Here is a 25,565-nt window from a genome sequence, read left to right as displayed (position 1 = left end):
AGAGGGAGTGTCAGACAACATGTTTGTTGGATGACACACCGCTTTCGCGAGCAGGCTCGCTCCCACATGGGTATCAGCCAGCCCTAAAGGCCCAGTAGCGACAGCATGATAAAGGTCGCAAACAGCACAAAGTGCGTCATGCCCTCAATGGCGTTGGTCTCGCCGTCATTGAGGTTGATTGCGCTGACGATCAGGGTGATGAAGATCATCACCGTTTGCACCGGGGTCATCGCCATTTGAAACGGCTGGCCGGTGTACAGCGCCATCGCTTCCATCACCGGTACGGTCAGAATCACCGTCGACAGTGACGCCCCCATCGCAATGTTGACCACCGACTGCATGCGATTGGCCAGCGCCGCTCGTAATGCGGTGAGAATCTCCGGCGCGGCGGAAATCGCTGCCACCAGAATCGCCGTGATTACCGGCGGCGCGCCCGTGCCTTCCAGGCCCAGATCGAGGGTCTTGGACATCACCTCGGCCAGTGCGCCGATGATCACCACCCCCGACACCAGAATGCCGATCGACAGCGCCAGGCTGACCGGTTTCGGCTCCTGCTCGACCGGCTCTTTCTTGCGACGTTTGTCCGGGTAGCTGTAGCTGAAAAAGTAACTGTGCGGGCCGACCTGCATGCGCAGGAACAGCGCGTAGAGCACCATCATTGCGCCGATGGTGAACGCCGAATACATCTTCCAGTTGGCCTCGGGAATGAACTCCGGGACCACCATCGACACCCCCATCGCGGTGAGGATCATGACGCTGTAGCTGCGCGCCGAATCGTCGTTGTAGGACTGTTCGCCGTGTTTGATCCCGCCCATCAAAGCGGCGAGGCCGAGGATGCCGTTGATGTCGAGCATCACCGCTGAATAAATCGTGTCGCGCACCAGTGTTGCCGAGGCTTCGTTGCTCATCATGATCGCCAGGATCACCACTTCGACCAGCACTGCCGAGAGTGTGAGGATCATCGTGCCGTAGGGATCACCGACTTTTTCCGCCAGCAGTTCGGCGTGATGAGCGACGCGCATTGACGCGGCGACGATGAAGGCAATCAGCAGCAGACCGCCGCCCAGCGCGACGATCTGGCCGCTGTGCAGCAGCCAGTGTTCCAGTGGATAAGCGACGCACGCGGCAAGGACTGCCAGCAGCAGGAAGCTTTCTTGTTTGAGGATCGAGAGCATGACGGGCCTTTTGCCGAAAAGAGCTGATGAAGCTACTGACTGCCGCGCGCCGCTAACGTTTCGTTACATCTTTACGCACCACGCGATGGCAGCTGGATTCAGGCATGCACTTTTATTGGCCTTGCCGGCCTCTTCGCGAGCAGGCTCGCTCCCACATTGAAATGCGTCCCTGTGGGAGCGAGCCTGCTCGCGAAGGCCGCACCGCGTTTTCAAATGAGTTTGTTGTCCTGTTGGTCAGCAGTTTGCATTGGCCCTGAGCACACACAACAAAATGGAGTTCGGGTTCATGCCAATACGTCCGCTGCACAAACTGCTGTACGCCGCCATCGGTCTGGGAATCAGCCTGAGCGCCAGCGCTGCCGATCCGCTGAAGGTCGGTTTCGTCTACATCGGCCCGATCGGTGACCACGGCTGGACGTATCAGCACGAACAGGGGCGCAAGGCCCTGGCGGAAAAACTCGGCACGCAGATCACCACCAACTACGTGGAAAACGTCGCCGAGGGCGCCGACGCCGAGCGGGTGATCCGCAACATGGCCAAGGACAAATATGACCTGATCTTCACCACGTCTTTCGGCTACATGAACCCGACAGTGAAAGTCGCCAAGCAATTTCCCAAGGTGACGTTCGAACACGCCACCGGTTACAAGCAGGACAAGAACCTCGGCACCTACCTGGCGCGCACTTACGAGGGCCGTTACGTCGGCGGTTTCCTCGCGGCGAAGATGACCAAGACCAAGAAGATCGGCTACGTCGCCTCGTTCCCGATTCCGGAAGTGATCCGCGACATCAACGCCATCCAGCTGGCCTTGAACAAGTACAACCCTGGCACCGAAATCAAAGTGGTGTGGGTCAACTCCTGGTTTGATCCGGGCAAGGAAGCCGACGCCGCCAACGCGCTGATCGATCAGGGCGTCGACGTGGTGTTCCAGCACACCGACAGCCCGGCGCCGATCCAGGCTGCCGAACGGCGCGGCGTGTATGCCGTGGGCTACGCCTCGGACATGGCCCACTTCGGCCCGAAAGCGGTGCTGACCTCTATCGTCAACGACTGGGCGCCGCACTACATTCAGACGACGCAGAGCGTGATCGATCACACCTGGAAATCCCAGGATTACTGGGGTGGGTTGAAGGAAGGCACGGTGGAACTGCCGATCAGCGACCTGGTGCCGGCGCCGGTGAAAGCCGAAGCCGAGCAGTTGATAGCCGACATCAAGAGCGGCGCATTGCAGCCGTTTACCGGGCCGATCAAGGATCAGGCCGGTGTAGAAAAAATCCCGGCGGGCGTGAGCGCGACCAATGCGGAACTGGCTTCGATGAATTATTACGTTGAGGGCATGAAGGCCGAGATGCCGAAGTAGTCCCCCGATTCACCACACAAAACCCTGTGGGAGCGAGCCTGCTCGCGAAAGCGGTGTGTCATTAAACAAAAATGTTGTCTGACACTCCCTCTTCGCGAGCAGGCTCGCTCCCACATTGGAAACACAGCGTATTCAAGGATTGTGTATGGATCAGCTTCCGATCATTGATATCAGCCCGCTCTACAGCACCGATGAAAATGCCTGGCCCGCCGTGGCCGAGCAGATCGACCAAGCCTGCCGCGAGTGGGGCTTTTTCTATATCAAGGGCCATCCGATCTCGGCGCAACGCATCGACGATCTGCTCGGTCACGCCCAGCGCTTCTTCGCCTTGCCCGCCGCAGAAAAACTCAAGATCGACATCACCCAGACCCGCCATCATCGCGGCTACGGTGCGATTGCCACAGAGCAACTGGACCCGGACAAACCCAGCGATCTCAAAGAAACTTTCGACATGGGCCTGCATCTGCCGGACGAACATCCCGAGGTGCTCGCGGAAAAACCCTTGCGCGGCCCCAATCGGCACCCGGCGCAACCCGGCTGGGAAACGCTGATGGAGCAGCATTACCTCGACATGCAGGCGCTGGCGCAAACCCTGCTTCGAGCGATGACCGTTGCGCTGGGCATCGAGCGCGACTTCTTCGATACGCGTTTTGTCGAACCGGTCAGCGTGTTGCGCATGATCCATTATCCGCCGCGTCACACCGCCAGTTCCGCCGAGCAACAAGGTGCCGGCGCCCATACCGATTACGGCTGCATCACCCTGCTCTATCAGGACAGCGCCGGCGGTTTGCAGGTGAAGAACGTCAAAGGTGAATGGATCGACGCGCCACCGATTGACGGCACGTTCGTGGTCAACCTCGGCGACATGATGGCGCGCTGGAGCAACGACCGTTATCGCTCGACGCCGCACCGGGTGATCAGCCCGCTGGGCGTGGATCGTTATTCGATGCCGTTCTTCGCCGAACCGCACCCGGACACGCGCATCGAATGCCTGCCCGGCTGCCAGGACGCGCAGCATCCGGCGAAATATCCGACCACCACCTGCGCGCAATTCCTGCTGTCGCGTTTCGCCGATACCTACGCCTATCGTCGCGAGCAAGAGGCGGTTTGATCGATCACCTGGTCAGGTTTTGCCAATTGTTGCGGCCAGCCTCTGTAGAATGCCGGCATTGCACCTGATGAGAAAAGACTATGTACGACTGGCTCAACGCCCTGCCCAAAGCCGAACTGCACCTGCATCTGGAAGGTTCGCTGGAGCCTGAACTGCTGTTCGCCCTGGCCGAACGCAACAAGATCGCCCTGCCGTGGAGCGACGTCGAAACCCTGCGCAAGGCCTACGCCTTCAACAATCTGCAGGAATTTCTCGACCTGTATTACCAGGGCGCCGATGTGCTGCGCACCTCGCAGGATTTCTACGACCTGACCTGGGCCTACCTGCTGCGCTGCAAAGCACAGAACGTGATCCACACCGAACCGTTCTTCGATCCACAGACCCACACCGACCGGGGCATCCCGTTCGAAGTGGTGCTCAACGGCATCGCCGCCGCACTCAAGGATGGCGAGACGCAACTGGGCATCAGCAGCGGTTTGATCCTCAGCTTCCTGCGCCACCTCAGCGAAGACGAAGCACAGAAAACCCTCGATCAGGCGCTGCCGTTCCGTGATGCGTTTGTCGCGGTCGGGCTCGACAGTTCCGAGATGGGCCACCCGCCGAGCAAGTTCAAACGCGTCTTCGATCGCGCCCGCGACGAAGGCTTCCTCACCGTCGCCCACGCTGGTGAAGAAGGCCCGCCGGAGTACATCTGGGAAGCCATCGACCTGCTGAAAATCCAGCGCATCGACCATGGCGTGCGCGCCATCGAAGACGAGCGCCTGATGCAGCGGATCATCGACGAGCAGATCCCGCTGACCGTGTGCCCGCTGTCGAACACCAAGCTCTGCGTGTTCGATCACATGTCACAGCACAACATCCTCGACATGCTCGAGCGCGGCGTTAAGGTCACGGTCAACTCCGATGACCCGGCGTATTTCGGTGGGTACGTGACCGAGAACTTCCATGCGCTGCACGAGCATCTGGGCATGACCCAGGATCAGGCCAAGCGTCTGGCGCAGAACAGCCTGGATGCGCGGTTGGTAAAACCGTAAGCAACACCGCAAAACCAATGTGGGAGCGAGCCTGCTCGCGAAGAGGGAGAGTCAGTCAACATTTACGTTGAATGACACACCGCTTTCGCGAGCAGGCTCGCTCCCACATTCATATCGATGTTCACTCGGTAAGCTCTTCCAGGGTCTTGCCCCGCGTTTCCATCCCGAACAGCCACACCACGCCCGCCGCGATCGCAAAGCACGCCGCGCCCAGCGCGAACACCCCGCCCTGCCCGGTAATCGGGAACACCAGCCCGGTCACCAATGGCCCGAGCAGAGAGCCGACGCGGCCGATGGCCGAGGCGAATCCCGAGCCGGTTGCCCGTGCGGACGTCGGGTACAGCTCCGGCGTGTAGGTGTAGAGCACCGCCCACATGCCGAACAGGAAAAACTGCATCAACAGCCCGGTGCCGATCAGCAACGCCACGTTGCCGCCGAACACCGCACTCTGCCCATACAGAAACGCCATCACCCCGCCGCCCAGCAGGGTGACGATGCACACCGGTTTGCGCCCCCAACGCTCGACCAGCCACGCCGCCATGAGGAAGCCGGGAATCCCGCCGAGCGAGATCAGCACCGTGTAGTACACCGACTGCGTCACGGCGAAACCCGACTGCTGCAGCAATGCACTGAGCCAAGAGGTCAGCCCGTAGAAACCCAGCAATGCGAAGAACCACAGACTCCAGATCATCGTCGTGCGCTGGCGATATTGCGGCGACCAGATCTGCTTGAGTGCCGAGAAGAAATTACCCGGCGGCGTCACCGTGCGTGGCAAACGAACCGGTTCCGGCAAGCCTGCACCGCCCAGCGAAGCACGCACTCGCGCTTCGATGCCGTTCAACACCTTGTCCGCGTCGACGTCGCGCCCGGCCTGTTCCAGCCAGCGCGGCGACTCAGGGATGAAAAAGCGGATCGCCAGAACGAACACCGCCGGCACCGCCAGTACCAGGAAGATATCGCGCCAGCCAATCAGCGGCAGCAGGAAGTACGAGAGTACGCCCGCCGCGACAAACCCCAGCGGCCAGAAGCCGTCCATCAGGGCGATATAGCGCCCGCGCCGTTGTGCTGGAATCAGCTCCGAGAGCATCGATTGCGCGATGGGAAACTCCATACCCATGCCGATTCCGAGCAGGATGCGGAACAGCGTCAGCGTCTCCACCGTCTGCGCCGTCGAACACAGGTAACTGGCCACGCCCCACAACACGATGCTCCACTGAAACACCGGTTTGCGCCCGAAGCGGTCGGCGAGCATCCCAGACAACGACGCCCCGAGCACCATGCCGAAAAAGCTCGAGCTGGCCAGCAACCCCGCTTGCGCACTGCTCAGGCCGAACTCGGCTTTGATCGAGCCGAGCAGGAAAGTCATCATCGCCAGATCCATGGAATCGAAGAAAAACGCCAAGGCGATGATGATGAAAATGACGCGGTGATAGCCGCTGAGCGGCAGCCGTTCCAGGCGTTCAGCCGCACTAAAGCGTTGTGTATTCATGTTGTGCTCCCCCATCCGGAAAATCCCCGGATCGAGTGTGCGCGATGGTCATGCAGAGGTCGTACTGGATGCGACCTGTTCACAGCCGTGGACGACGTCAGCCTTCAGCTCATCGCCGAGCAACGCTCTAGAACGCTGTTTCCAGCTCGGTTTCCTTGGCAAAGCGATGGATTTCGCGCTGGCCCGTCGCGGTCAACTGCAAGGCGCGGGAATCGTTGGGCAAGGTCAGCCAGCCGGACTGCATGAATAACTGCAACAGCGCCGCGCCCAGTGAGCCGCCCATGTGCGGACGGCGCTCGCTCCAGTCCGGGCAGGCGCAGGCGACCTGCACGTTGCGGTGGGCCAGGGCCTGGATGAACACGCCGCGCTGCGCCAGTCGGGTGGAGCCCTTGTGCGTCACCACCACCCGCTGCTCAAGCTGTTCGATCCAGCCGGCGTCGAGCAGGCGCTGATACAGGTCGGCCGCCAGGGTGCCGCCCAGATGATCGTCGCAGAACCGCGCGCGCAACAGCGAAGACGGCGCCGCCTGCGGCCTGACCATGGGAGTCGTGCGTTTCAGCGCATCAGGGATTTGCCGTGGCGCGCTGGCAATGGTGGCGCTGGCCAGTGCTTCGATTGCCGCGCCGATTTCCGGCGCCGCCAGGCGAAAGAAGCGTTTGCGCCCACGCATTTCGATGTTCAACAGCCCCCCTGCGGACAGGCGTCCCAGATGCGCACTGGCCGACGACGGCGAGAGCCCGGCCAGCAGCGCCAGCTCTTCGGCTTGCCGGGCCGAGCCATCCATCAACGCCCACATCATCGCGCTGCGCTTGGGGTCGGCCAGCAATGTCGCGATCTGGCTGATGCACGGTGCATGTTCCATATGTTCACTCCCTGTTGAATCGTATCGTCTACCGCTCGGAGACATCCTGGCCGGTTATGGGGCATCGGCCAACACGCGAAAATCGCCCGGGATCGGTGGCAAGGGATGCCACCGACACCAGCTGCTCCGGCACACAACCTGGCAGCAGAAGTAGCAACCGTCACCAAAAGCCGGCAACGCGTTACGGGGTCTGCGCGCCGGGTGTCAGTGCAGGCATGAGGCGGGCGCTAGTATAAGCGGGTTAAGCCAGACGTCCTGCGCCTGGGCCTGGGCAGGTGGCGATTGTTCCTGACAGAAATTTCTCTAATTGCCTGCGACTAATGATCAACTTTGAGGAAACCGGGAAATTGGCTACTCAATTCGGCGCATCGGCTGGCGAGCATCTCTCTCAGAAGGTTCACCGGCTTACTCAACTGTGCGCGATGGGCGCACAACAGATTCAGCGGTGCGCGCTCACAGAGCAGTTCCGGCATCAGCACTTTGAGGCGTCCGGCGAGCACATCGGCGCCGACGTCGAGCCAGGATTTGTAGGCAATACCGGCACCGGCCAACGCCCATAGCCGCACGACGTCGGCGTCATCGCTGAAGCGGTCGCCGCTGACGGTCAGGCCGACTTCGCGCTTGCCATCGTGAAAACTCCAGTGGTCGTGGACGCGGCTGCCGAGCATGTACAAAAGGCAATTGTGCTGGGCCAATTGCTCGAGATGGCGCGGCTCGCCCTGCCGGGCCAGGTAATCGGGGGATGCGCACAACACCCGGCGATTGTGTGGGGCGATGGGCAAGGCGATCAGGCTGGAATCCTCCGGCTCGCCGTAGCGCAGGGCGATGTCCACCGGTTGCCGGAACAGGTCGGCGATGCGGTCGCCAAGCAGCAGGCGCACCGTCAATTTCGGGTGTTCACGCTGGAACGCGTCGAGCCACGGCAGCAGCAGATTGCGACCGAAGTCCGAGGGCGCCGACAACTGCAGAATTCCGCTGACCTGGTCCTGACCGCTGGCGAGCAGGCGACGCCCTTCGTCGAGATTGCTCAGGGCGGCGCGGGCATACTCAAGGAAGCCTTCGCCCTCGGCGGTCAGGCGCAGGCTGCGGGTCGAACGCGCCAGCAGCCGCGCACCGAGTTGCTGCTCTATGCGCTTCAACGCTGCGCTGGCCACCGCCGCAGACATGTCCATCACCCGTGCCGCCGCCGACAGGCTGCCCAGATCCGCCGCGCGGACAAACAACTGCAGGTCATCAAAACGCAGCATGCGCAGCCTCGATTATCAAAAAAATATTGAAAGAGACTGCTCTTTTAGCCGGTTTTATCGCGCAGAGAAATAGCCAATGATGGCCTCCATCGAATTCATCCCGATTCTGGAGTCCGCGCATGTCCCAGCCCTTTACCGCTATCGCCACCCTGACCGCCAAACCCGGTCAGCAGGACGTTCTCGAACAGGCGCTGCGCGCCCTCGTCGAACCGAGCCGCGCCGAGCCCGGTTGTGGCCAGTACGACCTGCACCGCGACCTTGCCGATCCGCAGGTTTTTTATGTCATCGAACAGTGGGCCAGTGACGAGATTCTTGAGGCGCACAACGCCAGCGCGCATTTTCAGAAGTTTCAGGCCAGCGCCGGCCACACCATCGAACACTTCCAGCTCAAACGCCTCGGCAAGATTGCCTGAATCCTTCTTCTATCAACTGTACGGAGCCATTTATGAAAGCCATTGCCTATTACGCTTCCCTGCCGATCAGCGACGCCAAGTCCCTGCAAGACATTGAACTGCCAGAACCGGTCGCCGGCCCGCGCGACCTCTTGGTGGAAGTCAAAGCCATCTCGGTCAACCCGGTCGACACCAAAGTGCGGCAGAACATGGCGCCGGAAAACGGCGCGGCGAAAGTGCTGGGCTGGGACGTTGCCGGTGTGGTCAAGGCTGTCGGCAGCGAAGTCACCCTGTTCAAGGCGGGCGACAAGGTGTTTTACGCCGGTTCGATTGCCCGGGCCGGTGGCAACAGCGAGTTGCACGTGGTCGATGAGCGCATCGTCGGTCACATGCCCAAGTCCCTCGGTTTTGCCGAAGCCGCCGCGCTACCGCTGACCGCCATCACTGCGTGGGAATTGCTCTTCGAGCGCCTGCAAATCAGCGAAGGCAGCAATGATGAGGGTCAGAGCCTGCTGATCGTTGGCGCGGCGGGCGGAGTGGGCTCGATCCTTACCCAATTGGCCAAGCAGTTGACCGGCCTGAAGGTGATCGGCACCGCTTCCCGCCCACAGACCCGTGACTGGGTCAGCGAACTCGGTGCCGATCTGGTCATCGATCACAGCCAGCCACTGAGCGAAGAATTGAAGCGCGCCGGCATCGACAGCGTGACCCACGTCGCCAGCCTGACCCAGACCGATCAGCATCTGGCGCAACTGGTCGAAGCCCTCGCGCCGCAAGGCAAGCTGGCGCTGATCGACGATCCGAAGTCCCTCGACATCAGCCTGCTCAAGCGCAAGAGCCTGTCGCTGCACTGGGAGTTCATGTACACCCGCTCGCTGTTCGAAACGCCGGACATGATCGAACAGCACAAGCTGCTCAACCGCGTCGCCGAACTGATCGACGCCGGCACTTTGAAGACGACTTTGGGCGAGCACTTCGGTGTGATCAACGCAGCCAACCTGCGACGTGCCCATGAGCTGCTGGAAAGCGGCAAGGCCAAGGGGAAAATTGTTTTAGAAGGTTTCTAAAAAAATAAAGCCCCGCAACCGCTCGTGATGCCAGAGCGGTTGCGGGGCTTTTTGCCGTCAGTCGGTTGCTTGACCCTTGTCACAATTACGCGGGTATCGAGGTCTACAATCGAAGCCTCTGCGATACATCTTTTACGCAAGGGAGGTCAGCAATGAAGATCCTGATAAAAGAAGTGGCAAAGTCTCAATGGCAGGTGCGCCTGGACCAGCACGTCGTAACCTTTCGCAGTGAAGCCGAGGCTCTGGCCTTCACTCGCACCCTCGAAGCGCGACTCTGCGCGCCCCACCGAATCCCCGAACCCAGCCAGCAGCGCGCCGCCGGCTGAGCTCCAAAGTCGAGCGTTCAGACCTGGGCTTGCGCCAACGCCCGGGCATTCTGCAAACGCCGGGTGAGCAGCGCGACGCTCACCACCAGCAAACCGCACAGGCTGATGACCATCGCCATCGGCACGGCGCTGCCATCGTGCAACACCCCCACCAACGCGGCGGCACCGGCGGCGATGCTGAATTGCAGGCAACCGAGCATTGCCGATGCACTGCCGGCACGGGCGCCCTGACCGTTCATTGCGCAAGCTGAGGCGTTGGGAATGATGCAGCCGAGGCTGGCAATGCAGATGAACAGCGGAATCAGCAACGGCCACAACGCCTCTGGACGCATCGCGCTGACCGCCAACAGCGTCAGCCCGGCGAGGAAATACACCCACACCGCGCGCACCAGCAAGAACGCCGGGCCACGCTTGGCCAGCAGACGCGCATTGACCTGCGCCACCAGAATGAACCCCGCCGCGTTGGTGCCGAACAGCCAGCCAAAATGCTCGGCGGGTACACCGTAGAGCTTGATGAACACAAACGGTGAGCCAGCGATGTAGGCGAACATGCCGGCGATCGCGATGCCGCCGGTCAGGGCGTGGCCGAGGTAGACCGAATCCTTGACCAGTCGCGCGTACTGGCGCAACGCACCGGACAACGGCTGGCGCGGCACATGGGCCGGCATGCTTTCCGGCAGCCCCAACGCCACCGCCAGACCCGCCGCCGCACTGAACCCGGTGAGCACCAGAAAGATCGACTGCCAACCCGTGGTATTGACCAGCAGCCCACCGAGCATCGGCGCCAGAATCGGCGCCAGGCCCATCACCAGCATCAATTGGGAAAACACCTTCGCCGAGCCCACCGCGTCGCACTTGTCGGCAACCACCGCGCGGGAAATCACCATCCCCGCACAGCCACCGAGTGCCTGGACGAAACGCGCGCCGATCAGCCATTCCAGGCTCGGCGCGTAGGCGCAGGCCAATGACGCCAGGGTGAACAGAGCAACGCCGCTGAGCAGCGGAAGTCGCCGGCCGAAACGATCGGAAATCGGCCCGTAAGCCAGTTGGCCCAGCGACAGACCGAGGAAGTACGCCGCCAGCGTCAGCTGGACATGCTGCTCATCGGTGCCGAACGCCAGCGCCATGGCCGGGAAGGCAGGCAAATAGAAGTCGATCGCCAAAGGACCGAAGGCGCTCAAGGCGCCGAGTATCAAAATCGTGCGGAAATTCATCAGGCATCCAGGTGGGCAAGTCGCAGCCCGACAGTCTAGCCGCGCCCGGACGCCTTGAACATTCCGATAGCTCGCTAACGATCAATTTCAGACGAGCTTCACCTCATAACCCTCTTCGCGGATCGCTGCGATGACCTGATCGGCACTCAGCGCACTTTCGACGCCGACTTCCTTGGCCGCCAGATCGACGCGCACACTGGCCGCCGGATCCAGCGCCTGTACCGCAGTGGTGATGGCTTTGACGCAATGACCGCAGGACATGCCTTGAACGTTGAACACTTGCATGGGAAGACTCCTTTGAGTGAGGTTGCCGGCAGTCTCGAGCTTGCCACGATGGCAAGGTCAAGTTCTGCGAAAAACTGCCGGGCTGGCAATCGGCGCCGCGCTCGGCCAAGCTGCGTGTATCAATGACTGGAATTCAGGAGATTCAGCCATGCGCTGGTCAGCTTTGGGCCTGTTTGGCTTGCTCAGCCTTTTCGCCGCCGTCCCGCAGGTGCAAGCCGCCGGCGAGGATTACGCGGTACTGATCATTTCCCGCGAGCGCCTCGAAGTGGCGACCTCGTGCGAGATCGGCGTGTACATCCAGGATCAGCTCTCGGCACGCCTGTTCCAGGAGCAGAGCACTTCGTTCAACCTGCCGCCGGGCAAGGTTTCGCTGCGCTTGAAGCTGCTGCCGGGCCAGGCGCCGGGTTGTAATCCCGGCATGCTCGCACCGGGTTCGCAGGAAGTCGTGCTGCACGCCGGGGATGTGCTGAAGTTCCGCCTGGCAATGAATGCCGAAGGCGTGTACCTGAAGCCGGCTGGCCTGGGTTACTGAGCCAAGCGCCGACCCGTTGCCGATCGTTCCCACGCTCCCGCGTGGGAATGCAGCCATGGGCGCTCTGCGTCCCGAAGCGTGACGCGGAGCGTCACAGGAGGCATTCCCACGCGGAGCGTGGGAACGATCAAGCAGGCTCGCTCCCACAAGAATGGTGCTTGACCTTGCCCGCATGGCAAGGTTGATCCTGTAGACATCCACTACAGGGAGCGCGACCGATGTCCGAATCCACCACTTTCGATCTGCCAATTGCCGGCATGACCTGTGCCAGTTGCGCCGGGCGTGTCGAGCGAGCCCTGCGCAAGGTCAGCGGCGCCAGCACCGTCAGCGTCAACCTCGCCACCGAACAGGCTCGGGTGCAGGCGCCCGGCGACAGCCTGCCGGCGCTGATGCAAGCCGTGGAGCGCGCCGGTTACAGCGTGCCCCGGCAAACCGTCGAATTGAGCATCGACGGCATGACCTGCGCGTCCTGCGTCGGTCGCGTCGAACGTGCCCTGAGCAAAGTCCCAAGCGTGAGCAGCGTCAGCGTCAATCTGGCCAACGAACGTGCGCACCTCGAATTACTCGGCCAGGTCGATACGCAAACCCTGCTCGACGCGGTGAGCAAGGCCGGTTACTCGGCCAGCGTCTGGCAAGCTGAACGGCCACAGTCCGATGACCAGCAAAAACGCCTGCATCGCGAGCGCTGGGCATTGATCTGCGCGATCGCCCTCGCTCTGCCGCTGGTGTTGCCGATGTTGCTGCAGCCGTTCGGCATTCATTGGATGCTCCCGGCCTGGGCGCAATTCGCCCTCGCCACACCGGTGCAATTCATCTTCGGCGCACGCTTTTATGTTGCGGCGTGGAAAGCCGTGCGCGCCGGTGCCGGCAACATGGACCTGCTCGTCGCCCTCGGCACCAGCGCCGGTTATGGCCTGAGTGTCTATGAATGGGCCAGCGCCGCCGGACGCATGCCGCATCTGTATTTCGAGGCCTCGGCGGTGGTCATCGCTTTGGTGTTGCTCGGCAAATATCTCGAAAGCCGCGCCAAACGCCAGACCGCCAGCGCCATCCGCGCTCTTGAAGCGTTGCGGCCGGAGCGGGCGATTCAAGTCATCGACGGGCGTGAGCAGGACGTTGCGATCAGCGCCCTGCGCCTCGACGATCTGGTGCTGGTCAAACCCGGCGAACGCTTCCCGGTGGATGGCGAAGTCGTTGAAGGCCAGAGCCACGCCGACGAAGCGCTGATCAGTGGCGAAAGCCTGCCAGTGCCGAAACAGCCGGGCGACAAGGTCACCGGCGGCGCGATCAATGGCGAAGGTCGTTTGCTGGTGCGCACCCAGGCGCTCGGCGCGGAAACCGTGCTGGCGCGGATCATTCGTTTGGTCGAGGACGCGCAAGCGGCGAAAGCGCCGATCCAGAAACTGGTGGACAAGGTCAGCCAGATCTTCGTGCCGACCGTATTGCTGATCGCCCTGGCCACGCTGATCGGCTGGTGGCTGTACGGCGCACCGCTGGAAACTGCGCTGATCAATGCCGTCGCCGTGCTGGTGATTGCCTGCCCGTGCGCCCTCGGCCTCGCCACCCCGACGGCGCTCATGGCCGGCACCGGCGTCGCCGCACGCCACGGCATTCTGATCAAGGACGCCGAAGCGCTGGAGCGCGCCCATGAAGTCAGCAGTGTGGTGTTCGACAAGACCGGCACGCTGACCTCGGGTACGCCGCGTATCGCGCACTTCAGCGCGGTCGATGGCGACGAAAACAATCTGCTGGCCTTGGCCGGTGCGTTGCAGCGCGGCAGCGAGCATCCTTTGGCCAAAGCGGTGCTGGATGCCGCCGCCGAACGCAGCTTGAACGTGCCCGACGTCAGCGACAGCCAGTCGCTGACCGGACGCGGCATTGCCGGCACGCTGGATGGCCGGCGCCTGGCGCTGGGCAACCGGCGGATGCTCGACGAAAGCGCCTTGAATGCCGGTGAATTGAGCACATCCGCCGAAGCGTGGGAACGCGAAGGTCGGACACTGTCGTGGCTGATCGAACAAAGTCCTGAGCCGAAGGTGCTGGGCCTGTTCGCCTTCGGTGACACGCTGAAACCCGGCGCACTGCAAGCGGTGCAACAACTCGCCGCGCGGGATATCCAGAGCCACCTGCTGACCGGCGACAATCGCGGCAGCGCACGGGTGGTGGCCGAGGCCTTGGGCATCCGCAATGTTCACGCCGAAGTGCTGCCTGCCGACAAAGCCGCGACGGTGGCCGAGCTGAAGAAAACCGGCGTGGTTGCCATGGTCGGCGATGGTATCAACGATGCCCCGGCCCTCGCCGCCGCAGACATCGGCATCGCCATGGGCGGCGGCACCGACGTCGCCATGCACGCGGCCGGCATCACGTTGATGCGCGGCGATCCGCGACTGGTGCCGGCAGCGCTGGAGATCAGTCGCAAGACCTATGCGAAGATTCGCCAGAACCTGTTCTGGGCCTTTGTCTACAACCTGATCGGCATTCCGCTGGCGGTGTTCGGCTTCCTCAATCCGGTGCTGGCCGGTGCGGCGATGGCGCTGTCGAGCGTCAGCGTGGTGAGCAATGCGCTACTGTTGAAAACCTGGAAACCCAAGGACCTGGAGGAACACCGATGAACATCGGCCAAGCGGCCCGACAAAGTGGCCTGAGTGCAAAAATGATCCGCTATTACGAATCGATCGGCCTGCTCAAAGCGGCCAATCGCACCGACAGCGGTTACCGCGTGTACGGCAGCGATGACCTGCACACGCTGGCGTTCATCAAGCGCTCGCGGGATCTGGGCTTTTCCCTGGAAGAGGTCGGCAAGCTGCTGACCCTCTGGCAGGATCGCCAGCGTGCCAGCGCCGATGTGAAAGCACTGGCGCGCCAGCACATCGATGAGCTGAATCAGAAGATCCGCGAGCTCGGCGAGTTGCGTGACACCCTGCAGGATCTGGTCGAGCATTGCAGCGGCGACCATCGCCCGGACTGCCCGATCCTCAAGGAACTGGCGTCGGGCTGCTGCGCGCAACCCGCCCGCGCCTGATCCGCAACAGCGTCACCACGCACAACGTACCCAGGGGAATGCCGTGGAACAGCATGACCACGGCCCCCGGCGTCCACCACGCATAGAACGGCGCAGCGACCAGCATGCCGATACCGAAACCGCTCATCTGCAGCAAGGTCAGCACGCTGAAAATCGGCAGGCGCAACGCCGCAGGTTCCCGTTGCAAACGTGACATCAGGCTGACTTCGGAAACCCCGTCGCCAAGCCCCGCCGGCAAGGCGAACAGCAGCAGACCGTAGAGGCTGTGCTGCTGGAACATCAGAATGAAACCGCACGACATCAGCGCCACGCCGCAGAAAAATCTTCTTTCGAGGTGGCTGTTCTCCGAGCCCTTGAGGTGACTGGCGATGCGTGCGCCGAGCAGTTTGCCGCTGGCCCATACCGCAAGCGCCAGGCCCAAGGTCGTACTCGCCGCCTCCGGCGTGAGCAGTTTCGAAATGATCGGGAAGCCGACGTTATGCGCAGCGCTGCCCAAGGTGTCGGCCATGGTCACCGCGAGCATGGCCGCGACCACTGGCGCCGAACGCAGGCCCTGCCGCAGCGCAAACCATTCACCGCGCTCCGGCTGTTCGCTGACATCGGTTTTTTCGAAACGCAGCGGTACGATCAGCAGCGCCGCAAGCAAATAGGTCAGCGCGTTGAGGGCGAAGACCGTTTCGAAACCAAAAGCAGCCACCAGCAACCCCGACACCAGACTGCCGCCGACCATCGCCGCAGAAGAAGCTGAAGTGATCCAGGCATTGGCCCTGAGCAATTGCGCCGGCGCGATCAAACGCGGCAACTGGCTGTTGAGGCCGATGGCGAACATCGAATTGCCCAGGCCGAGGCCGAAGGCAATCAACGGCAACAGCCATGCCTGCTGACTCGCCGGTGTGATCAACAGCAGCCCCAGCACTGCCGCACGCAACAGATCGAACGCAATCAGCGGCGCGCGGCCCTGCCAGCGTCGGTAGAAGCGTGTGCCGATCAGGCTGGCGAAAATTCCGCCACTGACACGGCTGGCGAGGAAGATGCCGACGCTCATGGCGCTGTTGCTCAGCAAATAAACGTAAGTGGCCAGCGCGACCATGTTGAGGAAGGCGCCGAAATCGGAGATCAGCCGGGCGGTTACGATCAGGTGGGTGTTGCGTAGGGTGGTCACATTCAGTTCTTGAGTGTGGTTGGAGCGCTGGACAGTAGACGCGAATAAGCCAGGATCCGAAAGCCCCCTCACCCTAGCCCTCTCCCAAAGGGAGAGGGGACCGATTGGGGGATATTTGGGAGATACACCGACCTGAACGTTTTTCTTTGAATCCATAATCGACTCGGTTTTTTCAGGTCGATGTATGGCTAAAGACACCTCGGTCGGCCCCCTCTCCCTCCGGGAGAGGGCTGGGGTGAGGGTGCTTTTTGACTCAAACAAAAAACCCGGCCGAAGCCGGGTTTTTCATCACGCGATCACTGCATCCACGGCGGTGGAGGCGGTTCTTCGGGTTTGCCTTTCGGCGCGTCGTCCGCCGCGCGAATGGCCTGCTTGCGTTCCTCGTCGAGGCGCGCCGCTTCGATTTCGCGCAGCACCCCGCCGACATCCGCCAGGTCCTCCGGATCGTCGAACTCGCCGGTCAGCACACTGTTCGGGTGCAAGGTGCCGGCTTCGTACAACGCCCACATTTCCTTGGCATATTTGGTCTTCTTCAATTCCGGCGCGAAGCGACCGAAGTACGAAGCCATGTTGCCAACGTCACGCTCGAGCATGCTGAACGCGTGGTTGTTGCCCGCAGCGTCGACTGCCTGGGGCAAGTCGATGATGACCGGGCCGGTTGGGGTCAGCAGCACGTTGAACTCGGAGAGGTCACCGTGCACCAGACCGGTACACAACATCAGCACGATCTGCGAAATCAGGAACGCGTGATACTCGCGCGCCTGATCAGGCTCCAGCACCACATCGTTCAGACGCGGCGCAGCGTCGCCGAATTCGTCAGCCACCAGTTCCATCAACAGCACGCCGTCGAGGAAGTCATAGGGTTTGGGCACTCGCACGCCGGCGCCGGCCAGACGGAACAGCGCCGCCACTTCGGCGTTCTGCCAGGCGTCTTCGGTCTCTTTGCGACCGAACTTGGACCCCTTCGCCATGGCCCGCGCCTGACGACTGTTACGAACCTTGCGGCCTTCCTGATACTCGGCCGCCTGGCGGAAACTGCGTTTATTCGCCTCCTTGTAGACCTTGGCGCAACGTAACTGATTGCCGCAGCGCACTACATAAACAGCTGCCTCTTTGCCACTCATCAGTGGACGCAGCACTTCGTCGACCAGACCGTCCTCGATCAGGGGTTCAATGCGTTTTGGAGTCTTCATCAGCTTTTATTGTGGGTCCTTTATTACCAAACACGCGAATGTCACTCGTTATACGGCAATCCTCGCCCGACGGGGAGGGGTTGCCGACCTGTGAACCTTGAGGATGCACACACTGTGCCGGATCAATCGCAGCGACCCGGGCGAATCATAGCCGAGACCGTGGCATTGATTGGTATCGGTCGGCAAGGGCATTTGCGACAGAATCTGACATGCACATGCACCGGAGCACCTGTGGGAGCGAGCCTGCTCGCGAAAGCGCTCTGTCAGCAGAGAATGATGGCGACTGACACGGCGCCTTCGCGAGCAGGCTCGCTCCCACATTGGAATACTGCTTAGCGTTCAATGATCGCGGTGACACCCTGCCCGCCCGCCGCACAGATCGAAATCAACCCTCGCCCCTTACCCGCCGCATCCAGCAGCTTGGCCAGATTCGCGACAATGCGCCCGCCCGTTGCGGCGAACGGATGCCCCGCCGCCAGCGAACTGCCTTTTACATTGAGCCGACTGCGATCAATCGAACCCAGCGGTGCCTCGAGCCCCAGGCGGGTTTTGCAATATTCGGGATCTTCCCAGGCCTTGAGCGTGCACAGCACTTGCGCGGCGAAGGCTTCGTGAATTTCGTAGTAATCAAAATCCTGCAAGGTCAGGCCGTTGCGCGCCAGCAAGCGTGGCACGGCATACACCGGCGCCATCAGCAGGCCCTCGGCACCGTTGACGAAATCCACCGCCGCCGCTTCACCGTCGCGCAAGTAGGCAAGAATCGGCAAACCGCGCTCTCTGGCCCATTCTTCACTGCCGAGCAACACCACCGAAGCGCCATCGGTGAGCGGCGTGGAATTGCCCGCCGTCAGCGTGCCCTTGGCGCTTTTCTCGAAGGCCGGTTTCAGCGCGGCGAGTTTTTCCAGGGTCAGGTCCGGGCGCAGATTGTTATCGCGGGTCAGGCCGAGGAATGGCGTCATCAGATCGTTGTGCCAGCCTTCGCCGTAGGAAGCGGCGAGCTTGTGGTGGCTTTCGAGGGCCAGTTGATCCTGTTCTTCGCGGGGGATATTCCAGGTCTGCGCCATCAGTTCGCAGTGCTCGCCCATCGACAGGCCAGTGCGTGGCTCGCCGTTGCGCGGGAATTCGGGGATCAGGTGCTGGGGGCGCAACTGAAAAAGGGTTTTCAGTTTGTCGCCGGTGCTCTTGGCGCGGTTGGCCTGCAGAAGAATTCTGCGCAGGCCTTCGCTGACGCTGATCGGCGCATCGGAAGTGGTGTCGACGCCGCCGGCAATGCCGCAGTCGATCTGGCCGAGGGCGATCTTGTTCGCCACCAGCAACGCCGCCTCCAGACCGGTGCCGCAGGCTTGCTGAATGTCATAGGCCGGTGTCGTCGGAGACAAGCGCGAGCCGAGCACGCATTCGCGGGTCAGGTTCATATCCCGTGACAATTTAAGCACAGCGCCCGCCACTACCTCGCCGATGCGCTGGCCGTGCAGGTTGTAGCGTTCGATCAGGCCTTCCAGCGCAGCGGTGAGCATCGCCTGATTGCTGGCCGTGGCGTACGGCCCGTTGGAGCGGGCGAAAGGGATGCGGTTACCGCCGATGATCGCGACGCGGCGCAGCTGGGTCATGAAAAGCTCCTGTTCCAAATGGTCGAAATTTGCCCAATCCCTGTGGGAGCGAGCCTGCTCGCGAAGAGGCCGGCACATTCAGCCTCTTCAGCGCCTGATACAGCGCCTTCGCGAGCAGGCTCGCTCCCACATGAACCGCATTTATCTGCAAGACCTGCTAAACCTGAGTGTTCAAGCGTAGGCCTTATTGCGCCGATCGAACGATTGATTACCGTAGGCAGTCCACACTTTGAACCCCAACTTCTGGAGAGCGTTCCATGTCTGACCGCTATATCGACTTCGCCAACTCATCCTTCGGCCATCGTCTGGTCGGGGCCTTGGGCCTGCCGTCGCCGGTGCGGCTGGAACGCTGTCAGGCGGGGCGTCTGCGGCCGATCGAGGGCGCCCTGTTGATCGGTGGCGGGCCGCTGGCCGAACGGATCAGCGTGTTTGCCAATCGCTTGACCGACGCGATCTACAGCTACGGCACCGAGCCCTCGCTGGCAACTGCATGGATCCCCGGCCACGGGCCGAAACTCAAAGCGGTGGTGTTCGACGCCAGCGCTCTGCAACACACCGACCAGCTCAAGCAGTTGCGCGAGTTCTTTCAGCCATTGATGAAGAACCTCGACCATAGCGCGCACCTGGTGATTCTCGGCCGCGCGCCGGAAACCTTGGGTGATCCGTTCGCCTCCAGCGCACAGCGAGCACTTGAAGGCTTCTCGCGCTCGCTGGCCAAAGAGCTGCGCGGCGGTGGCACCTTGCAGTTGATCTACGTCGGCGAAGGTGCCGAGGATCAATTGGAAGGCCCGCTGCGATTTTTCCTCTCGCCGAAAAGTGCATTCGTTTCCGGCCAGGTGATTCGCCTGACCGCGTGCGCCACGCCAGTCACTGACTGGACCCGACCGCTGGCCGGGCGCAAGGCGCTAGTCACCGGTGCTGCGCGCGGAATCGGCGCGTCGATTGCCGAAACCCTCGCCCGCGATGGCGCCGAGGTGATTCTGCTCGATGTACCGCCGGCCAAGACCGACCTCGAGGCCCTCGCCGCGCGCCTCGGCGGCCGTGCGATTACCCTCGATATCTGCGCCGATGACGCCGCCGCGCACTTGATCGAACAGCTGCCCGACGGGCTCGACATCCTCGTGCACAACGCCGGCATCACCCGCGACAAAACCTTGGCCAACATGACCCCGGAATTCTGGGACGCGGTGCTGGCCGTCAATCTCAACGCGCCGCAAGTGCTGACCAAGGCGCTGCTCGACAGCGGCACCCTGCGCGACAACGCACGGGTGGTCCTGCTCGCCTCGATCAGCGGCATCGCCGGCAATCGCGGGCAAACCAACTACGCGGCGAGCAAGGCTGGCCTGATCGGTCTGGCCCAGGCCTGGGCGCCGACGCTGCTGGAACGTGGCATCAGCATCAACGCCGTCGCCCCCGGTTTTATCGAAACGCAAATGACCGCGCACATCCCGTTCGGCCTGCGCGAGGCCGGGCGGCGCATGAGTTCGCTGGGCCAGGGCGGCTTGCCGCAGGACGTCGCCGAAGCCGTGGCGTGGCTGGCGCAACCGGGCACGGGCGCGTTCACCGGGCAGGCGCTGCGGGTCTGTGGGCAAAGTGTTCTGGGGGCATAAAGATGAGCATCGAATGGCACACGCTGGATCGCGAACCGAGTCTGCCCGCGCTGTACTCGCGGGCGGCGACGCGACGCAAAATCACCGGTACGCAACTGCCCGACAGCGGCCTGCGCTGCTGGGTCGATATCGACAGCAAACGGCTGGCGGCCTATCGCAGGGTCTGCGGTTTCGTCGATGACGGCCTGCTGCCGCCGACCTATCCACACATCCTCGCCTTCGCCTTGCAGATGCAATTGCTCACGGCCAGGGATTTTCCGTTCCCGCTGCTGGGGCTGATTCACCTGAGCAACCGCATCCGCGTGCTGCGGCCGATGGGCGCGATCAGTCGCGGGCAAGTCAGCGTGCGTGTGCACAACCTGCAACCACATGCCAAGGGCGCGACGTTCGATCTGTTGACCACCCTCGACGATCAGCTCGGGCCGCTGTGGGAAGCCGAGAGCCGCATGCTCTGTCGCGGGGTAAAGCTCGAGGGCGAGGCGCTGGCTCACGACTGGCAGCCGTCGCAGGATTTGCTTGAGGTGACGCGCTGGACTGCACCTGCTGATATCGGTCGCCAGTATGCGAAAGTCTCCGGCGACTACAACCCGATTCACCTCAGTGCGGCGAGCGCCAAACTGTTCGGGTTTCCCACCGCGATCGCCCATGGACTGTGGAACAAGGCACGCACACTGGCGGCACTCTCTGATCACCTGCCCAAAGCCAACCTGGAAATCGCCGTGCACTTTCGCAAACCGGTGCGCCTGCCCAGTGAAGTGATATTGCTGGCCAGTGCCGCGGGCTCCAGCGGTGAGTTGCGTCTGATCGGCGCCGGCGACCTGGAACATATGGTCGGTCAGTGGCAACCGATCGCCTGATCTGGCGGGGCGGAAAAACCCGTTAATTGTGTATATATCACTTAAGTTTTTCCGCGCCCTGCCCGCTGCTTTGCAAAAAACCGAGCCTTGAATTTCAAGGCTTTTTTTTGCCCGTTTATTACCGGGGTATTAGTCCTTCGGCATAGCGCCGAGCCCTCTATATAAAGGGGTTAATACCAACTTGAGAATGGTGAAAAACCTGCCCTCGACTGAGATTACAGCCACGGACGAGGCATCGCCGACGACAGATCGGCGAGCCATCGAAGGCAACGTAACGTTGTGACAGGTGCAGGAATCTCAATCATGAAAACTCAAGTGATGTGGTCCAAATCGGCAATCGCGCTGGCACTGATTCTTTCGGTCGGCCTCGTCGGCTGCAGCAGCGGCGGTGGCGGTCATCGCAGCAGTTCGGGCAGCTCGACGGCGGACGGCACGGCGGGCACCGATGGCAGCGGTGGCGCGGGCGGCGGGACCGGCGGCGATACTGCCGGCACTGGCGGCACTGGCGGCGGAACCGGTGGTACTGGCGGAACCGGCGGCGGCACCGATCCGACCAATCCAACCAATCCGACAGACCCGACCGATCCCACCAACCCGACCAATCCCGCTGCACCTTCGCTGGTGACCACAACACTTGTTCAGGATGTCGGCAAAACCGTCAGCGGTGTCGGCGATGGCGTCGGCCAGATCGGCGATTCGCTGAGCACTGTTCCGGTCGCTGGCGGCATCGTGCAAAGCCTGGCCAACACCACCGGCAACGTGGTCAGCACCTTGGGCGATGGCGTCACTGATGGCATCGGCAAACTGGCCACTGACCCCAATGGCCTGACCACCACCGTCGCCTCGGTTGGCGGCGTGGTTTCCGATGTTGGCGGCGGCGTGTCGGACCTCAGCGTCAAACTCAACACCGCGACCCGTAGCGTTCCTGTCGTTGGCGGTGTAGTCACCCGTGTGGCGCCGCTGGTCGATGGCATCGGCGAAAAAGTCACCATGCTTGGCGACACCCTCAACACCTCACTGACCAGCGGCCCGACCCGCCAGTTGACCGACAAGGTCGGCAGCGGCCTGGTACCGGTGATCGCCATGGTCGAAAGCACCACCGACAAACTCGGCGATGCCACCGGTCTGGGTGATCCGCTCAAAGGGGTGATCTCCAAGGTGGGCGGCACGGTGAACAGCCTTGGCGGCAAAGTCACCGACGCAGGCAGCGGCAATGCCCTGACCAACACCCTCGGCGGCGCCCTGAGCAACACCGGCACGGCGGTCGGCAAAGCGGGTGGTCTGGTGTCCAATGGCACTGGCTCGGGCAGTGGCGGCATCGGTGGCGGGCTGGGCGGCACCGGTCTGCTGCAAACTGTCGGTGGTGCGGTGGTCAACGTCGGCAGCGGTCTGAATGCCGGCAGCACCAGCGGCGTGGTCAGTGCCGGCGGCGTCACCGCCGGCGGGCTGGGCAACACGATTGCTTCGATCAACACCGTACTCGGTGGTTCGGGCACACCGATTACTGCATCCACCTCGCCGCTGGCCAGCGTCGGCGCCGCAGTCGGAGCCGGCCTCAATCCGGTCACCAGCGCGGTGACCACTGTCACTCAACAGGTCGGCGCCGCTACCGGTCTCGGCACTCCGGTGGCGGGTATCACAAGTCAGGTCGGCGCTGCGGTGGGCAATCTCGGCGGGGCGATCGCCGCAACCAACAACCCGGTCACCACAGCGGTCGGCGGTCTGGTTACCAACGTCGGCGGCACCGTGGCAGCGGTCGGTGGTCTGGTCAACAGCGGCACTGCCACTGGCGGCGGCACGGCAACCGGTGGCCTGGGCGGGGTACTCGGCGGCCTGACCGGCGCGCTGGGCGGCAACAAACGCTAAATTGCACCTGGCCGATTCGACGGCCTTACCTACAGCGCCTACGCTTGGTTGAGGGCGGAAGATTCCCACGAGTCTTCCGCCTTTTTTCTAAGGAAAAATCTGCCCTGTGCTGTGTTCTGACCATGGAGTGTCCTATGCGCGTACTGGCATCCCTGCTGTGCCTGAGCCTCAGTTCCGCTGCCCTCGCCGACACCTTGCCCAGCTTTCTCAACAGCAACGAAACCATCCGCAACCTGCCCGTTCCCAACCTGCCCGCCGACGCCTATCGCCCGAGCGCGGCGCCGCTGCAAGTGCCGGACCCGGGTGCGACCGCCGCGCAGCCACTGCTGATGGAAACCAAGGTCAACCTGAAGACCGTGCAGATCGAAGGCGGCACGATCTACCCGCTCAACGAACTCGCGGAAATCTACAAGCCCCTGATCGGCCGTCAGGCCAGCCTTGCCGAACTGATCGAAGCCACGCGCAACATCACCCGTCGCTATCAGCAGGACGGCTATCTGTTGTCCTACGCGTTCCTGCCGCAACAGAACTTCGATGACGGCGTGGCCCGCGTGGTGCTGGTCGAGGGCTATGTGCGCGATATCCAGATGCAGGGCGACATCGGTCGGGTCAAAGGCCTGCTCGATAAACTCGCCGCGAAAATCCAGGCCGAACGCCCGCTGACGCGCAAGACCTTCGAGCGCTACACCACGCTGATGAGCCGTATTCCTGGCGTTACCATCCAAGCGCAAGTGCCGCCACCGGGCACCACCGATGGCGCGACCACCCTGGTTGCCCAGGCCAGTCGCAAACCGTTCACCAGCACCCTGAGCACCACCGAAGACAACCGTAACGGCCCGCAAGCGTTGCTCGGTGTCAGCAGCAATTCGCAGACGTCGATGGGCGAACAGTTGAGCCTCAGCGGCCTGTTCCCACCGGGCGACGACAAAGAGCATTACTACCGTCTCGACTACAGCCAGTTCCTCGATACCGAAGGCACGCAACTCAACGTCTCGGCCTCGCGTTACCGCGCCGACCCGGACACCGAAGTGCTGGTGGGCGGTGGCGGACGCCTGAGTACCCACCGCGAGAACGATCGCTACTCGATCGGCTTCAGCACGCCCTTGATCGCCTCCGCCAACGAACTGCTGACCGCCGGCTCACGCCTGTATGCGGTCGACGACAAGACGCGCTACGACGGCATCAACTTTCCCTTCAGCACCGAACTGCGCACCGACGTCCGCGCCCTGGCTTTCGAAGGCGACTGGCGCAAGGCCGACGCCCGCCAACTGCGCATCCTCAGTGCCGGCGTCTACCAAGGCTTCGACAGCCTCGGCGCACACACCAACTACGACGACATCGACCTGGATTTTTTCCGCGTGCGCTTGTCCGGCGTGCAGAGCGACAAGTTCCTCGACAACTGGCAAGGCGTGCTCTCGGCGGCGCTGTACTGGAGCGACGACACCTTGCCCGACAGCGAACGCGCCGTGTTCGGCGGGCAGAACTTCGGCCGTGGCTACCCCGACGACCAGGCCTCGGGCGACAAGGGTTGGGGCGTGGCTTACGAGGTCAACTACAGCTTCAACCGCGACGGCAACTGGGTGCGCATCCTGCAACCCTACGTAGTTGTCGACCGCTCGCGCAGCTGGTTCAACCAACTGCCGGTGCAGGCCAACAACCTGTCATCGACCGCCGTCGGGCTGCGCTTTGGTGATGCCAAGTATTACAACGTGGCGCTGGAAGTGGCGAAGGCGATGTCGGATGAAGCACTGGATACGTTCAATCGCAAGCCTCGGTACAGCATCAGTTTCAGTTATCAGTTGTGATGGTCGAGCGGTGTGTCAATCAGGATTTTTTTGACTGACGCACCGCCTTCGCGAGCAGGCTCGCTCCCACAGATTCGGCGGTGTTCATGGTTGCTGAGTACAACCGCCGTCCCTGTGTGAACGAGCCTGCTCGCGAAAGCGTTCGGCTATTCAACCGATTTATCGCAGCGCTTAAACCAGCCGTTTAAACACACGCCCCGTTACCTCGCAACAGCCCACAAATCCTTGCGCCATTGCCTACGGCTACGCCAGAATCCGCCGGCTTGTGCGCCTGGGGCGCGGGTTCTATCGTTTGCCTGCCACTGCTCATCAGTGGTCGGGTTTAGCAGCTCGCCGATACCACGTT

General features: G+C 62.3%; 22 protein-coding genes. 13 read left to right on the top strand and 9 right to left on the bottom strand.

The genetic code is table 11. The features are described 5' to 3' along the window. Window positions 1–83 precede the first annotated feature (83 nt). Window positions 84–1,175, bottom strand: a complete 1,092-nt coding sequence (locus PSH90_RS03305) for a calcium:proton antiporter (protein WP_056787779.1) — start codon at window positions 1,173–1,175, stop codon at window positions 84–86. Between the two features lie 286 nt (window positions 1,176–1,461). Between PSH90_RS03305 and PSH90_RS03300 the strand changes: the two genes are divergently transcribed. From PSH90_RS03300 to PSH90_RS03290, 3 genes are all read left to right on the top strand, one after another. Next, entirely contained in the window at window positions 1,462–2,535 is a 1,074-nt protein-coding gene (locus tag PSH90_RS03300; RefSeq protein WP_305382160.1) for a BMP family ABC transporter substrate-binding protein, read from the top strand. 145 nt (window positions 2,536–2,680) lie between these two features. Then, window positions 2,681–3,646, top strand: a complete 966-nt coding sequence (locus PSH90_RS03295; protein WP_150638123.1) for a 2-oxoglutarate and iron-dependent oxygenase domain-containing protein — start codon at window positions 2,681–2,683, stop codon at window positions 3,644–3,646. Window positions 3,647–3,726: 80 nt separating this feature from the next. Further along, entirely contained in the window at window positions 3,727–4,680 is a 954-nt protein-coding gene (locus PSH90_RS03290; RefSeq protein ID WP_024011466.1) for an adenosine deaminase, read from the top strand. Window positions 4,681–4,801: 121 nt separating this feature from the next. Here the strand turns inward: PSH90_RS03290 and PSH90_RS03285 are convergent, their stop codons facing one another. From PSH90_RS03285 to PSH90_RS03275, 3 genes are all read right to left on the bottom strand, one after another. Further along, window positions 4,802–6,169 (bottom strand): MFS transporter, encoded by a 1,368-nt coding sequence (locus PSH90_RS03285; RefSeq protein WP_150638125.1) that lies wholly within the window; start codon window positions 6,167–6,169, stop codon window positions 4,802–4,804. A 127-nt stretch (window positions 6,170–6,296) separates the two neighbouring features. Next, entirely contained in the window at window positions 6,297–7,031 is a 735-nt protein-coding gene (locus tag PSH90_RS03280) for a helix-turn-helix transcriptional regulator (protein WP_041479646.1), read from the bottom strand. A 317-nt stretch (window positions 7,032–7,348) separates the two neighbouring features. Then, a complete protein-coding gene (locus tag PSH90_RS03275; RefSeq protein WP_056787769.1) occupies window positions 7,349–8,278 on the bottom strand; it encodes a LysR family transcriptional regulator in 930 nt (309 codons plus the stop codon). Between the two features lie 119 nt (window positions 8,279–8,397). Here PSH90_RS03275 and PSH90_RS03270 point away from each other — a divergent pair, with 119 nt between their 5' ends. The 3 genes from PSH90_RS03270 to PSH90_RS03260 all read left to right on the top strand — a co-directional run bounded on the left by PSH90_RS03270 (window position 8,398) and on the right by PSH90_RS03260 (window position 10,063). Beyond that, window positions 8,398–8,691, top strand: coding sequence for a putative quinol monooxygenase (locus PSH90_RS03270; RefSeq protein ID WP_125917567.1), 294 nt, complete (start codon window positions 8,398–8,400; stop codon window positions 8,689–8,691). Between the two features lie 32 nt (window positions 8,692–8,723). After that, window positions 8,724–9,737 (top strand): zinc-binding alcohol dehydrogenase family protein, encoded by a 1,014-nt coding sequence (locus PSH90_RS03265; protein WP_252887275.1) that lies wholly within the window; start codon window positions 8,724–8,726, stop codon window positions 9,735–9,737. A 152-nt stretch (window positions 9,738–9,889) separates the two neighbouring features. After that, the gene (locus PSH90_RS03260; protein WP_016771823.1) at window positions 9,890–10,063 is read left to right on the top strand and encodes a hypothetical protein; all 174 of its coding nucleotides are present in this window, start codon (window positions 9,890–9,892) and stop codon (window positions 10,061–10,063) included. Between the two features lie 17 nt (window positions 10,064–10,080). Here the strand turns inward: PSH90_RS03260 and PSH90_RS03255 are convergent, their stop codons facing one another. Beyond that, on the bottom strand, window positions 10,081–11,277 hold the full coding sequence (locus tag PSH90_RS03255; protein WP_024011460.1) for a multidrug effflux MFS transporter: 1,197 nt from the start codon (window positions 11,275–11,277) through the stop codon (window positions 10,081–10,083). Between the two features lie 87 nt (window positions 11,278–11,364). Continuing rightward, a complete protein-coding gene (locus PSH90_RS03250; protein ID WP_041479643.1) occupies window positions 11,365–11,562 on the bottom strand; it encodes a cation transporter in 198 nt (65 codons plus the stop codon). A 148-nt stretch (window positions 11,563–11,710) separates the two neighbouring features. On the opposite strand from PSH90_RS03250, the gene PSH90_RS03245 reads away from it, so the two are divergent. From PSH90_RS03245 to cueR, 3 genes are all read left to right on the top strand, one after another. Then, complete coding sequence (locus PSH90_RS03245) at window positions 11,711–12,094, top strand: hypothetical protein (protein WP_024011458.1); 384 nt, start codon at window positions 11,711–11,713, stop codon at window positions 12,092–12,094. A gap of 218 nt (window positions 12,095–12,312) precedes the next feature. Next, window positions 12,313–14,706 carry a copper resistance metal-translocating P1-type ATPase CueA gene (gene cueA, locus PSH90_RS03240; RefSeq protein ID WP_305382158.1) on the top strand — a complete coding sequence of 798 codons (2,394 nt, stop codon included), beginning with the start codon at window positions 12,313–12,315 and terminating at the stop codon, window positions 14,704–14,706. Next, entirely contained in the window at window positions 14,703–15,116 is a 414-nt protein-coding gene (gene cueR, locus PSH90_RS03235) for a Cu(I)-responsive transcriptional regulator (protein WP_016771827.1), read from the top strand. Before cueA ends, cueR begins: the two co-directional genes overlap by 4 nt. Here the strand turns inward: cueR and PSH90_RS03230 are convergent. The 3 genes from PSH90_RS03230 to PSH90_RS03220 all read right to left on the bottom strand — a co-directional run bounded on the left by PSH90_RS03230 (window position 15,070) and on the right by PSH90_RS03220 (window position 19,081). After that, a complete protein-coding gene (locus PSH90_RS03230) occupies window positions 15,070–16,278 on the bottom strand; it encodes an MFS transporter (protein ID WP_056787758.1) in 1,209 nt (402 codons plus the stop codon). The two genes, cueR and PSH90_RS03230, sit on opposite strands and share 47 nt — an antisense overlap. 296 nt (window positions 16,279–16,574) lie before the next feature. Then, a complete protein-coding gene (locus tag PSH90_RS03225; RefSeq protein WP_016771829.1) occupies window positions 16,575–17,471 on the bottom strand; it encodes a PA4780 family RIO1-like protein kinase in 897 nt (298 codons plus the stop codon). 332 nt (window positions 17,472–17,803) lie between these two features. Further along, window positions 17,804–19,081, bottom strand: coding sequence for an acetyl-CoA C-acetyltransferase (locus tag PSH90_RS03220; protein ID WP_305382157.1), 1,278 nt, complete (start codon window positions 19,079–19,081; stop codon window positions 17,804–17,806). Between the two features lie 257 nt (window positions 19,082–19,338). Between PSH90_RS03220 and PSH90_RS03215 the strand changes: the two genes are divergently transcribed. The 4 genes from PSH90_RS03215 to PSH90_RS03200 all read left to right on the top strand — a co-directional run bounded on the left by PSH90_RS03215 (window position 19,339) and on the right by PSH90_RS03200 (window position 25,219). Next, a complete protein-coding gene (locus tag PSH90_RS03215; protein WP_305382156.1) occupies window positions 19,339–20,691 on the top strand; it encodes a 3-oxoacyl-ACP reductase in 1,353 nt (450 codons plus the stop codon). A gap of 2 nt (window positions 20,692–20,693) precedes the next feature. Further along, window positions 20,694–21,548: a MaoC/PaaZ C-terminal domain-containing protein gene (locus PSH90_RS03210; RefSeq protein ID WP_305382155.1), complete on the top strand. Its 855-nt coding sequence runs from the start codon at window positions 20,694–20,696 to the stop codon at window positions 21,546–21,548. A gap of 303 nt (window positions 21,549–21,851) precedes the next feature. Further along, complete coding sequence (locus tag PSH90_RS03205; protein ID WP_305382154.1) at window positions 21,852–23,414, top strand: collagen-like triple helix repeat-containing protein; 1,563 nt, start codon at window positions 21,852–21,854, stop codon at window positions 23,412–23,414. A 134-nt stretch (window positions 23,415–23,548) separates the two neighbouring features. After that, window positions 23,549–25,219, top strand: a complete 1,671-nt coding sequence (locus PSH90_RS03200; RefSeq protein ID WP_056787743.1) for a ShlB/FhaC/HecB family hemolysin secretion/activation protein — start codon at window positions 23,549–23,551, stop codon at window positions 25,217–25,219. The last annotated feature ends 346 nt before the right edge of the window (window positions 25,220–25,565 follow it).

Source organism: Pseudomonas sp. FP1762, from assembly GCF_030687105.1.
Classification (GTDB): Bacteria; Pseudomonadota; Gammaproteobacteria; order Pseudomonadales; family Pseudomonadaceae; genus Aquipseudomonas; species Aquipseudomonas siliginis.
This window is presented reverse-complemented; position numbering and strand designations above follow the sequence as displayed.